Genomic DNA, 12,550 nt, shown 5'->3' on the forward strand with positions numbered 1-12,550 from the left:
AAAAAATAAAACCAAGGGGCTCTATGAGCCCCTTAATTATGTGCGCTAGGACTGGCAAAAATGATCAACACTTTTTTCAGTTTATATATTCTATTTATTGATCCGCGGCTAGCTCACCGCCTGTAACTTTGGGACAGGTTCACCATCTACAATTCGTTCAAAACGCTGGATTTCTTCTTCAAGATGCGTCAGCAGGTTCTGCATTTTCGGCAGGGCATTACGGCATGCGGTTAAGCCGACTTCCAGTTTGTCCAGATAGCTGGTCATGGTAATGTTCAAAGCCTGCCCATCTAGTACAATTGAGGCTGGATAAAGCGCTTCGAGACGTGCACCATTCCAATATAGCGGTTCCTGAGGGCCGGGTACATTGGAAATAATCACATTAAATGCCTGGCGCGTTGGCATTAAACCGGATGCAATGTTCAGACCGGCTGCACCATAGACAAAGGCACTATAATTTAAAATCTGATTGGCATTCATGCGTTTAAAACGTTCCTTGGCACTCAGTACACTGCCACGTACAATTTTGAGACGTTCCAGAGGATCTTCTTTATGGGTGCCCAGATTGGCCAGAATCATGGTAATGCGATTGGAAACATCCGAATCATCACTTCGAACCGAGGCCGGAACCATAGCAATTAATGGTTTTTTCGGTAAAGCGTTTTGTGATAGTAAATATTCACGTAGTGCACCTGAACAGATGGCCAGTACCATGTCATTAATCGTGACGCCCAATGCTTTAGAAATATGCCGTAAACGTGAAAATTCAAAGGATTGTGCCGCAAAACGACGCGAAGCACTGACACGTTGGTTCAGAATACAACTTGGTGCCTGAAAACTGGACACATAATCCGGATTGCGCCCCATATCCTTCATAACGGTCTGAGACAGCTCATAAGCGACGCGTGGTGCGCATTCCAGTTGGCCTTTAATGGTTTGCAGGACATTTTTAAAAGCATTGACCTTAGGTGCTTTAAGGCGTTTGGCGCGTGGCCCTTCAACACACCACGGTGGCACAATACTTTTGGCATTCGGATCATGCGACAGCGATTTTTCGACCAGACGCATGCCGGCGATTCCGTCCACCATCGCATGATGGATCTTGAAATACATGGCAAAACGATTACCTTCAATTCCTTCAATAATATGACAGGTCCATAAAGGCTTGGCACGATCAATCAGCGCACTATGTTCTTGTGAAATATAAGTGAGCAATTCACGGATACGACCCGGTTTCGGCAGGGCAATATGACGAAAATGATGATCTAAATCAAATTCTTGGTCTTCATCCCAAAACAGGCCATTTAAATAATTATTAAAAGGTGGAATCGGCGATGATTTGGAGTTTTGAATATCAGTGACGAGATCCTGAATAAAGGAAGCTGGTGCATTTTCGGGAATTTGGAATAAAAATAGCCCACCTACATGCATAGGCTGCTGCCGTTTCTCTAAAGTTAAGAAAATAAAATCAATTGGATGTAATGGACGCATAGCGTAGATTGCCTCACTGCACTTTCTTCAGCTGCTCTGATCCGAACAACCTTGTTAGAATTATTAATATTGACATTACAAAGTATAGCGATTTTGCCACGGAAAGGTACTGATTTTTCTGTAGATGATTGGTTTATGAAAAAACCACCGACGAGTCGATGGTTATGCTAGATCATTTTTGCAAGTTGCCGGCATGCAGACCACATTCTTTATGCGTGGCTTCTTCCCACCACCAGCGGCCTTCACGTTCATGCTGATTCGGCAGCACAGGGCGGGTACAGGGTTCACAGCCGATTGAAACAAAACCTTTTTCATGCAGCGCATTATAAGGCACTTCCATCATGCGGATATAACTCCAGACATCTGCACTGGACCAGTTGGCCAGAGGATTGTATTTGATCAGCTGCTTACCCGGACCGGAAAAACCTGGATCTGCCTGAACCACAGGAATTTCATTGCGTGTACCCGGACTTTGGTCTTTGCGCTGACCAGTAATCCAGCCATCCAGCGTCGCCAGTTTTTTACGTAGCGGTTGAACCTTGCGTATACCGCAACATTCCTGATGGCCATCTTCAAAGAAACTGAATAAACCTTTGGTGGTCACTAAATTTTGTACTGCATCCGTTTCAGGGAAGCAGATTTCAATCTCGATGTTGTAATGCTTACGTACCCGTTCAATAAACTGATAGGTCTCTGCATGTAAACGTCCAGTATCCAGACTGAATACCCGGAATGGTTTACCCAGATGAGAGGCCATATCAATCAATACAACATCTTCGGCCCCAGAAAATGAAATCGCAATTTCACCCTGCTGGCTCAGTGCAAGTGCCAAAATTTCATTAGGCGATTTATCTGCATATTCAGATGCAAGCGCATCAATACGATCAATAGTAGGAATGATGGTCATGAGAGTCCTGGCGATATAGGCTTGGAAAGGACATGGCCTATATTAATTAATTTAACATCTATTTTAATGGAATTAATTTAATTGACTTATCACTAAAAAATAAATACTTATGAAAAAAATAGATTTAAAAAAGTACAGTGCAAAATCTGTTTCTTCAGCTATGATAGTGCAAAATTTTTTCAATACAACTTAGAGGGAATGTTCATGGAAGTCGTATGTCTAGATTTAGAAGGTGTGTTGGTTCCAGAAATCTGGATTAACTTTGCTAAAAAAACCGGTATTAAAGAGCTTGAAGCGACGACTCGTGACATTCCTGACTATGATGTACTGATGACCCAACGTCTGAATATTTTAAAACAGCACGGTTTAGGCTTGAACGATATTCAGGAAGTGATTGCAGAAATGGGGCCTTTCCCAGGAGCAAAAGAATTTGTGAAATGGGTGAGTACGCATTTTCAATTGATTATTCTTTCAGATACGTTCTATGAATTTGCACATCCATTGATGAAGCAACTGGATTGGCCGACAATTTTCTGTCATAAACTGGAAACAGATGAAGCAGGAATGATCTCTGCTTATAAACTTCGTCAGCCGGACCAAAAACGTCAGGCTGTTAAAGCACTGCATGGTTTGAATTTCCGTGTGATTGCGGCAGGGGATTCTTATAACGATACTACAATGTTAGGTGAGGCAGACCATGGTTTCCTGTTTGATGCCCCTGAGAACGTGATTGCTGAATTCCCGCAATTCCCGCCAATTCGTGGTTATGATGCGTTAAAAGAAGCGATTCGTAATGCTTCAGTACGTGATATTCCAGCTTAAATTATTTAAGTAAATAAAAAAGGCGCTTAAAGCGCCTTTTTTATTGAATCTATCAAAAAATTAGAAACGGTAACCGATTTTTAGACCATAGCCGAGTGCATGGTTATCTTCAAAATCGCCAAGTTCGTTCTTACCTGCTTTCGCAGTTGCATCACCTAACCAGAAGTATTTCACACCACCTTGAATGAAATAGTTTTCTGCAGGGCTATATTGCGCGCCTAAGCCTACATTCCAGTAGCCTTCAGTTGGACCTAAAGTAGTGACTGGGTTGCCTGCACCAGAGTCATAACCTACAGAAGTAGAACCTGACCATTTATTATTAAATTTACGGCCAACACCAACATTCGCAGACCATTGGTCATCTGAATAATCAATCAAATTATTGCCTGAAGCATTTTTAAGATATTCAGGGGTTACTGCAAATTGATCCCAATGTACCCAACGTACGTTTGCAAATGCGATGGTATTGGCTGCTACACCGGTTTGAAAGTCTAAGTTTACTGACTGAGGGGTTACCGCATGGACATCAGAAGTCAGTAATGTTGCTACACCACGTGGACTAGAAAATGTTTCGACACTTTTGGCTTTATGATCAATTTCAGAACGATAAGTTACAGCAGCTTTTAATGCAATTTCTGGAATTTGATAAGCAAAACCAGCAACCCAGCCAAAAGCTTCTTCTTGTTCGATATGGATGTTATAGCCACTCAGGCCACGTTTAGTAGGGTCAGTTGGAGATGCACCATATCCTAAACCACGAAGAGAAATATCGGCTTCTACCGTTTGCCATACCGGACCTGCATAAAAGTTCCAGTTTTCTGTTGGCTGGTACCCAATAAGTGCAGTTATATTATGTGTTTTTACTTCTACAGAAGTTGACTCATTCCCTTGAGAGAAAATAGAAAGAGGACCTACAGCTTGATAGTTTGAATCTGCACCATAAGGCTGATCATAAATCAGGCCTAAAGAAATTTTATCGGTTGCTTGTACTTTAATTGCGGCATTAGCGAAGTAATAAGATTCCGCCATATCATCCGCATTAAGCTGTTTTGATTTTACTTCAGCATCAAGAACAGAAATACCTGCTTCAGCATAGTTACCCGGCTGTAAAAAAGCAGAAATAGATTGACCAGAACGGTCTAGGCCAGCTGCTTGAACTGCAGAAAGAGGTAAAGTGCTAAGTAAAATAGCAGAATAAATTTTATTGAGCTTCATGGTACGTTCCCTGATGCCATCTGTAACAAAAATGTGCTGGAAAAGTAACATAATTTTAAAAAGAGTAAATACTCAGCTCTGTTGAAGAAATGAACTAAGGCGGTTAAATAAAAGGGTTGCTTAGAGTATTTATACTATATTTTTATATTAACTAAATGATAAATAAGAAAATAAAAATAAAAGTTAAATTTGAGAAAAATGATATTTAGAGCAGGATTAATTGCTCGTAAAACAAGCAAATGATATGCAAGTGTATAAAATTAGAGTTAAAAAATAAAAAACCACTCGAAAGTGGTTTTTTATTCAATTAGAGCTTAGAAGCGGTAACCCATTTTTAAGCCATAACCTAGAGCATGGTTATCTTCAAATTCACCAACATTTGGATTAGCTACGGTCAGAGCTGTTGCATCACCCAACCAGAAGTATTTCACGCCACCAGCAATAAAGGTTGCTGGAGTTGGGCTAAACTGTAGACCTAAACCAACGTTCCAATAACCTTCAGTTGGACCAAGAGTGGTAACAGGATTACCTGCACCAGAATCCCAACCTACTGAAACATTACCAGCCCATTGCTCATTGAATTTACGACCCACACCAGCTGTAGCTGACCATTGATCTTTATTGTATTCAACCAGGTTTCCGCCTACTAAAGCAGTATTTCCAGTCGCTGCACCCAACGTATCAATAATTTGGCCGAACTCATTTGGACGGATTGCAAAACCATCCCAATTTACCCAGCGTACATTTAAGAATGCGACCGTATCTGCCATCACACCTGATTGTAGGTCTAAATTTACAGATTGAGGAGTTGTGACATCTGTTTTACCAGGATCAAGAGTTAATCCAATACCACCTACTACTGCTGAAGCTGGCAAATTATTTAGAGTTTCAGTGGCCGTTAGTTTATGTTCAATTTCAGAACGATAAGTCAATGAGGCTTTTAATGCAATTTCTGGAATTTGATATGCTAAACCTGCAATCCACCCGATTTCACTATCTTTTTTCATATCAGCATCATATGGAAGTGAGGCTCCCCCTAGTAAAGCAACAGGGGCTCCACCTAATGCAGAATAAGCAGTACCTCGTAAGCTAACCTTACCCTTAGCTTCTTGGTAAACAGGTCCTGCATAGATATTCCAGTTTTCATTTGGTTGAAAACCAAATAAGAAAGTTAAATTTTCAGTAGTAACTTCTGCTGCTGTACCTTCCCCACCAAATGAAAAAGCATTGAGACCGGCATTTGGAGCGGAATATTCTGCTTCAGCACCAAATGGTTGATCATAAAGAAGACCAAAAGAAAAATTATCAGTAACTTGGAACTTTAATGCAGCTGATGGGAAGTAATAATCACTAGCCATGTCACCTGTAGCCTGATTTGCACCAGGGCCTAATGTTAGTGGGGTATTAGCTGTAGTACCTGATACAGAAGGATCTAATACAGAGATACCTGCTTCAAAGTAATTACCCGGTTGCAGGAAGGCTGCAATAGATTGGCCTGAACGGTCCATTGCAGCAGCAAAAGCACCCGTCATTGGTACAGTTGCAAGAATCATTGCAGTAGTTAATGTTTTTAATTTCATTTACGTCTTTCCTTGAGGTACAAATTTATATCTAGCGTTGTTGTTTGCACTTATTTAATTTTTGGAGACTTCGGTTACTCAACCGCAATCATTTGTTACTCCATGTGTCAAAAATACCACAATTAAAATAAGAGTAAATGCTCTAGAGTGAAAATAAAGCATAAAAAAGCAGCTGAATAGAGTAAAAGATCTAATAATGAGTGGGGAAAACGCTGGTTAATATTTATTTAGTTATAACTATCATAGATTTAGGAAAGGAAAAGGGAGGAAATAAAAAAATAATAAGTATTTAAATAATTCATTAGATGTTTTGTTAAATAAATCACGTATTTAATAATGCGCGCCCTGCGGGACTCGAACCCACGTCGGTCACTTAGGAGGCAACTGCTCTATCCAGTTAAGCTAAGGGCGCAAAAAGAAGGGTTAATGTACTGCAAACTTAATTGAAAAAAAAGTTATTGCCGCAGCAATAACTTTTTAAGAATATATACTTATATAAACTGATTAAGTATTTTTAGGCTTAAGCAACTTAAACAGAACGAACATGACCACAATCCAAACCGGAATCATTAAAATAGATTCCTGAAAACCCTGAGTCCACATGATGTAGAGAATCGTAATAATGAAACCTAAGACCAGAATATTGCCTGCTGGAGACCATAGTGCTGGGAATGAGGTCTTTTGGCCGAGCTTCTTCATGCTCTGAATGAATTTGAGATGGGTCAGCGTAATCATCGCCCAGTTCAACACTAACGCACCGACCACAATATAAATCAAGTGGCTTAATGCATCTTCAGGAACAAAGTAGTTAAGTAATACACAGCCGAAAATCAGCGCGGCAGAAAACAATACCGCAGCAATCGGAGTACCTTGTTTATTCACTTGCATGAAGACTTTAGGTGCATTTCCTTGCTGAGCCAGACCATAGAGCATGCGGCTATTGGCATACATACCGCTGTTATAGACAGACAGTGCAGCCGTTAAAATAATAAAGTTCAGTAAGTGTGCTGCCCAGCCAATGCCCAGTTGACTGAAAATCATTACAAATGGACTTTTATCCAGACCACCTAGCTCAAGCTGATTCCAGGGCACCAGTGATAACAAAATCGTCAATGCACCCACATAGAAAATCAGGATACGGAACACCACCTGATTAATCGCTTTCGGAATGGTCTTCTCTGGATTTTCAGCTTCTGCTGCTGCCATACCGATCAGTTCAATCCCACCGAAGGCAAACATCAGGAAGGCCAGCATGAAGAACAGACCTTCAAAGCCATTCGGGAAGAAACCACCTGCAGTCCATAAATTACTGAAAGACGCAGTCGAGGAAGCATCTGCAGTCAAGATCAGATATAAACCGAAGACAATCATCGAGATAACTGCAGTCACTTTAATGATTGAAAGCCAAAATTCTGATTCACCGTAGAATTTCACATTGCCGAGGTTGACCAGGGTAATCACGATAAAGAAAAACAGTACCGATGCCCAAGCTGGAATAAAAGGCCACCAATAGTTAATATATTTCGCAACGGCAGTAAGTTCGGTCATGGCCACCAGGATATATAAAATCCAGTAGTTCCAGCCCGCAAGGAAACCGGGGAACTTGCCCCAGTATTTATAAGCAAAATGGCTGAATGAACCTGCGACAGGTTCATGAACAATCATCTCACCCAATTGACGCATGATTAAAAATGCAATCAAGCCACCAATGGCATAGCCCAAAATAATAGAAGGACCCGCAGATTGGATCACCTGTGCGGAACCTAAGAATAAGCCTGTGCCAATTGCACCGCCCATGGCGATCAACTGAATATGACGGTTCTTTAAGCCACGCTGAAGTTGTGAAGACTCGTTATTCAAAGTGTTCAGCCCGACAATGGAAAAAATAAGTATAAAGATTGTAATGGAACAAAGTTCAGAAACCTAGTGCAAGACTTTGAATGAAATATTATTATCAGATTTATAATAAAAAATTATAAAAATAAATTAAATAAAAGATAACTGAATCAATATATTAATTTTATTGACATTGTAACTGATGAGTTTCCTGTTTTTTTGCTCTGATACGAATGCTGATTTTTTATACTTAGGTCGGAGCACTGAACTTCCTTGGCTTTAAAGCGATTATACTCTTCTCATAAGTATTCCATAACTTTTACCAAAACAAAGACAAGCCAAAGGATGAAACAATTCATGAGTTTTGCAGCCCAAATCAAGATTCCTGCAACCTATATGCGTGGAGGCACCAGTAAAGGCGTTTTTTTTAAGCTGGATGATTTGCCCGCAGAAGCACAACAGGCCGGCCGGATTCGTGATCAGCTTCTGCTGCGCGTGATTGGTAGCCCAGATCCTTATGCTAAACAGATCGATGGTATGGGCGGCGCCAGTTCAAGTACCAGCAAGACCGTGATTCTGTCAAAAAGCCAGCAGGCCGATCATGATGTTGATTATTTATTTGGTCAGGTGGCAATTGACCGTCCTTTTGTGGACTGGAGTGGTAATTGCGGTAATCTCACCGCAGCAGTGGGAGCTTTTGCCATTTCTAATGATCTGATTGATAGATCACGTATTCCGGAAAATGGGCTGTGTACAGTCCGCATCTGGCAGGCCAATATTCAAAAAACCATTATTGCGCATGTACCAATGCGAAATGGTCAAGTTCAGGAGTTGGGCGATTTTGAACTGGATGGTGTGACTTTTCCGGCAGCCGAAGTACAGATCGAATTTTTAGATCCTGCCGATGATGATGGCGAAGGCGGTTCGATGTTTCCGACAGGTAATCTGGTCGATACGCTGGAAGTTCCCAATATTGGCAGTTTTGAAGTCACCATGATTAATGCCGGCATTCCCACCGTGTTTTTGAATGCGGGAGATTTGGGTTATAACGGCACCGAGCTTCAGGATCATATGAATAATGATGCGGCAGCGCTGGCAAAGTTTGAAACCATTCGTGCTTATGCTGCGAAGCAGATGGGATTGATTCAGGACATTAGCGAAGCAGCTAACCGTCAGCACACCCCAAAAATCGCTTTTGTAGCGCCATCCAAAACTTATACCTCATCAAGTGGCAAGGTGGTTGCCGAAGCAGATGCCGATATTCTGGTTCGTGCCTTGTCTATGGGGAAACTGCATCATGCCATGATGGGCACAGCTGCGGTGGCAATTGGTACGGCGGCAGCCATTCCGGGGACTCTGGTGAATCGGGTGGCAGGCGGTGTAGAGCGTGAAGCCGTGCGTTTTGGCCATCCTTCGGGGACTTTAAGAGTAGGCGCACAAGCAAGTCAGGAAAATGGAGAGTGGAAAGTGAAAAAAGCCATCATGAGTCGCAGTGCACGTGTGTTGATGGAAGGTTGGGTACGCGTTCCTGAAGATGTTTTGTTCTAGTTTGATTTGCCGACCCATTATTTAGCCTGAGAAAATTACTGTTGTGACCATTACTGGCCAAAATTTTGACTCAGCTATCGTTGGCATGGTAGGAAGTAATAAAAGCTATCAGAGAATACGTTTAAATATCTAAACTTGTTTATATTTAGAGGTAGATATTGTCCAGCCTCATCTTTCCTTTAAAAGTTTAAATGGATTTGTGCAGGTGAAATCCTACTTTGGAAAGACCCAAGGTAGGCAAAGGTCTCTTATTGCCCATACACGACGTCCTGTGGTGATGGGCAATGTGTGGCATCTCTGCCACAGGCACTTGATAAATCCAAGCACTTCAACTCTGGGACAGTAGCGCTGTCGCGGCAGTGGTTTTTTAGTGGAGGAACATATTTTGATATCTATTGCTGCTTTAAATCAATCCACAGATAAAGCTGAAAATTCAAGGCGATTGTAGGTACAATAGTGCTTATCAGGACAAGTGGCTCAAACTTGTTATTTTCATCCTTCCGGACTATGTATTCGAGGCAAATGTGTCATCTATTACTGACGTATCAATCCATGCATTGACTCAAGCACAACATCGTATTCAACAAGATTTACTGACAGCCCTAGATGCCTTTGCCATTCCTGAACCTTTAAAGTCGGCGGTGCATCATGCCGTGATGCTGGGAGGGAAGCGTGTTCGTCCAGCATTATGCTATGCCACAGCAGCACTAAAACCGAATCAGAATACCGCGGCGGTACGCCGTGCGGCGGTTGCGATTGAATTTATCCATTGTTATTCACTGGCACATGATGATCTGCCGTGTATGGACAATGATTTGCTGCGCCGTGGTCAGCCGACCTGTCATGTGGCTTATGGTGAAGATACCGCGCTTTTGGCAGGTGATATTCTACAGTCGATGGCCTTTGAAATTTTAGGCAGTCGTCTGTTTGATCAAGGTCCTGCGGTAGATGCTTCGATTGTGCTAAAACAAATGCAGATTCTGGCCACAGCCTCTTCGAAAATGGTCAATGGTCAGGTGTTGGATTTGCAGTCCGAAGGCAAAAAAATTGATCAGGACGTATTAGAAACCATTCATCGTAATAAAACCGGTGCCTTGATGAGTGCTGCGATCATGATGGCGGCGGTCACAATCTTTGAAGGTACAGATCTGGCGATTCCAAAGCTGCGTGAGTTTGGACAGGCGATTGGTCTGGCCTTCCAGGTGCAGGACGATATTCTGGATATTATTTCTGATACCGAAGTGTTGGGTAAAACAGCTGGCAAGGATGAGCAGGTAGAAAAATCGACATATCCTGCCTTGATGGGGCTGGAACAGGCCAAAGCCTATGCACAGCAATTGCATGATCAGGCCTTAGCCGCACTTGCTCATTTTGATGATCAGGCGGCAGAGCTGATCTCTATCACCCAGTTTTTACTTCAGCGTAAAAATTAAAATGCTTGAATCTGTTCATTGTTTTTATTTTGAGTGATTGTTCAGGTATTAAAAAAGCGGACTTTAAAGTCCGCTTTTTTTGATCGTTAATTTTATTTGGTTTCGTTATACAGACGTTCAGCCTGTTCAAAACGATCGGTAATTTCAGCCGTAGGTACTTTACCCATCAAGCTCACTACAATGATGGCAATGAATGAGCAGATAAAGCCCGGGATAATTTCATAGACACCTGTTGCTGCGAACAGGTTTTTCCATAAAATCACCATCACTGCACCCATAATCATACCTGCCAAGGCACCATTCAAAGTCATGCGTTTCCAGAACAGGGACAGAATGATCAGCGGGCCAAATGCAGCACCAAAACCGGCCCAGGCATAAGCGACCAGACCCAGCACTTTCGATTCAGGATTACCCGCCATCCAGATCGCCAGCAGGGCAATCAGCAGCACCATAAAACGGCCAACCCAAACCAGTTCTTTTTGAGATGCATTTTTGCGCAGGAAGGATTTATAAAAATCCTCTGTCAGCGTACTTGAGCAGACCAGAAGCTGACAACTTAAAGTACTCATTACTGCAGCCAAAATCGCAGCCAGGACAATACCGGCAATCCATGGGTTGAACAGAATTTTGGTCAATTCCATAAATACAGTTTCAGGATTGGCATTCACCACACTGGCCAGTTCCGGATGTTGCTGGAAATAAGCAATACCAAAGAAACCGGCAGCCACGGCACCAGCTAAGCACAGGATCATCCAGGTCATACCAATACGGCGTGCATTTGGAATTGACTTGACTGAATCTGCCGCCATAAAGCGCACCAGAATATGTGGCTGACCAAAATAACCCAAGCCCCATGCCAGTAGTGACAGGATGGCAACCGTACTTAAATCACCGACCAGATTCATGGCCTGTGGACGTGCCGCTTCAAGCGCCAGAGTGACCTGAGACATATCAGAGAAGGTCAACAGGGTCACAATTGGTGTGAGCAACAGCGCAAAGATCATCAGGCCGGCCTGAATGGTATCAGTCCAGCTGACTGCCAGGAAACCGCCAATAAATACATAACTGATGGTGGCAATGGCACTAATCCAGAGCGCCGTCGTGTAGGACATTTCAAACATGCTTTCGAACAGGCGCGCACCTGCCACCATGCCTGAGGCACAGTAAATCGCAAAGAAAATCAGAATCACAAAAGCCGATACAATACGTAAAATTTTCTTCTGGTCGTTAAAACGATTGGAAAAATAATCTGGAAGGGTCAGGGCATTGTACTGAACTTCTGTATGTACCCGCAAGCGGCCAGCCACCAGCAACCAGTTTAACCAGGCACCAATAATCAGGCCAATCGCAATCCACATTTCCGACAAACCAGAAAGATAAATTGCACCGGGCAGGCCCATTAGCAGCCAGCCACTCATATCGGAAGCCCCAGCGGAAAGTGCAGTAACAAAACTACCTAAACGACGGCCCCCTAAAATGTAATCGGAAAAGTTTGTGGTCGCACGATAAGCCATCAGGCCGATCACCACCATGGCGACAATATAAAAAAGAAAGGTAATTAACGTTGGATTTAGGGAGCTCATACGGTATCCATTTTCGAGTTGGACAGTAATCGAATAAGGACTTATGTTGATGATGAATGCTGTGGCGAAACACAGATCTGGCATCAAAGCCCAAAGGATTTCAAAAAATAACGCGAAATTTAAGCATAAATTCCA

9 protein-coding genes and 1 tRNA gene are annotated in these 12,550 nt (G+C 42.5%); 3 read left to right on the plus strand and 7 right to left on the minus strand.

Annotation, left to right across the window (positions count from 1 at the left end):
* Positions 1–108 precede the first annotated feature (108 nt).
* Together GVV58_RS09215 and GVV58_RS09220 are read right to left on the minus strand one after the other, a co-directional pair.
* Positions 109–1,491 (minus strand): wax ester/triacylglycerol synthase family O-acyltransferase, encoded by a 1,383-nt coding sequence (locus tag GVV58_RS09215; protein WP_005096186.1) that lies wholly within the window; start codon positions 1,489–1,491, stop codon positions 109–111.
* A 172-nt stretch (positions 1,492–1,663) separates the two neighbouring features.
* Complete coding sequence (locus GVV58_RS09220; RefSeq protein ID WP_100328857.1) at positions 1,664–2,398, minus strand: phosphoadenylyl-sulfate reductase; 735 nt, start codon at positions 2,396–2,398, stop codon at positions 1,664–1,666.
* A gap of 204 nt (positions 2,399–2,602) precedes the next feature.
* Here GVV58_RS09220 and thrH point away from each other — a divergent pair, with 204 nt between their 5' ends.
* Complete coding sequence (gene thrH / locus GVV58_RS09225) at positions 2,603–3,220, plus strand: bifunctional phosphoserine phosphatase/homoserine phosphotransferase ThrH (RefSeq protein WP_004646225.1); 618 nt, start codon at positions 2,603–2,605, stop codon at positions 3,218–3,220.
* A 60-nt stretch (positions 3,221–3,280) separates the two neighbouring features.
* On the opposite strand, the gene GVV58_RS09230 is transcribed toward thrH, so the two are convergent.
* From GVV58_RS09230 to GVV58_RS09245, 4 genes are all read right to left on the minus strand, one after another.
* The gene (locus GVV58_RS09230) at positions 3,281–4,435 is read right to left on the minus strand and encodes an outer membrane protein transport protein (protein ID WP_159516403.1); all 1,155 of its coding nucleotides are present in this window, start codon (positions 4,433–4,435) and stop codon (positions 3,281–3,283) included.
* Between the two features lie 314 nt (positions 4,436–4,749).
* Positions 4,750–6,015, minus strand: a complete 1,266-nt coding sequence (locus GVV58_RS09235) for an outer membrane protein transport protein (RefSeq protein WP_159516404.1) — start codon at positions 6,013–6,015, stop codon at positions 4,750–4,752.
* A 339-nt stretch (positions 6,016–6,354) separates the two neighbouring features.
* Positions 6,355–6,427 (minus strand) — tRNA-Arg (locus tag GVV58_RS09240).
* Between the two features lie 92 nt (positions 6,428–6,519).
* Positions 6,520–7,875, minus strand: coding sequence for an amino acid permease (locus tag GVV58_RS09245; RefSeq protein WP_074383119.1), 1,356 nt, complete (start codon positions 7,873–7,875; stop codon positions 6,520–6,522).
* 333 nt (positions 7,876–8,208) lie between these two features.
* On the opposite strand from GVV58_RS09245, the gene prpF reads away from it, so the two are divergent.
* On the plus strand, positions 8,209–9,399 hold the full coding sequence (gene prpF / locus GVV58_RS09250; RefSeq protein ID WP_159516405.1) for a 2-methylaconitate cis-trans isomerase PrpF: 1,191 nt from the start codon (positions 8,209–8,211) through the stop codon (positions 9,397–9,399).
* A gap of 524 nt (positions 9,400–9,923) precedes the next feature.
* Positions 9,924–10,832: a farnesyl diphosphate synthase gene (locus GVV58_RS09255; RefSeq protein ID WP_005096193.1), complete on the plus strand. Its 909-nt coding sequence runs from the start codon at positions 9,924–9,926 to the stop codon at positions 10,830–10,832.
* A 92-nt stretch (positions 10,833–10,924) separates the two neighbouring features.
* Here the strand turns inward: GVV58_RS09255 and putP are convergent, their stop codons facing one another.
* Positions 10,925–12,415: a sodium/proline symporter PutP gene (gene putP / locus GVV58_RS09260; RefSeq protein ID WP_159516406.1), complete on the minus strand. Its 1,491-nt coding sequence runs from the start codon at positions 12,413–12,415 to the stop codon at positions 10,925–10,927.
* Between the last annotated feature and the right edge of the window lie 135 nt (positions 12,416–12,550).

Source organism: Acinetobacter sp. 18QD2AZ41W (assembly GCF_009829025.1).
GTDB lineage: Bacteria > Pseudomonadota > Gammaproteobacteria > Pseudomonadales > Moraxellaceae > Acinetobacter > Acinetobacter pseudolwoffii.

Excerpts from the sequence above, each read along its gene's own strand:
- GVV58_RS09215 (WP_005096186.1), bottom strand. The coding sequence starts at position 1,491 with ATGCGTCCATTACATCCAATTGATTTTATTTTCTTAACTTTAGAGAAA.
- GVV58_RS09220 (WP_100328857.1), bottom strand. The coding sequence starts at position 2,398 with ATGACCATCATTCCTACTATTGATCGTATTGATGCGCTTGCATCTGAA.
- thrH (WP_004646225.1), top strand. The coding sequence starts at position 2,603 with ATGGAAGTCGTATGTCTAGATTTAGAAGGTGTGTTGGTTCCAGAAATC.
- GVV58_RS09230 (WP_159516403.1), bottom strand. The coding sequence starts at position 4,435 with ATGAAGCTCAATAAAATTTATTCTGCTATTTTACTTAGCACTTTACCT.
- GVV58_RS09235 (WP_159516404.1), bottom strand. The coding sequence starts at position 6,015 with ATGAAATTAAAAACATTAACTACTGCAATGATTCTTGCAACTGTACCA.
- prpF (WP_159516405.1), top strand. The coding sequence starts at position 8,209 with ATGAGTTTTGCAGCCCAAATCAAGATTCCTGCAACCTATATGCGTGGA.
- putP (WP_159516406.1), bottom strand. The coding sequence starts at position 12,415 with ATGAGCTCCCTAAATCCAACGTTAATTACCTTTCTTTTTTATATTGTC.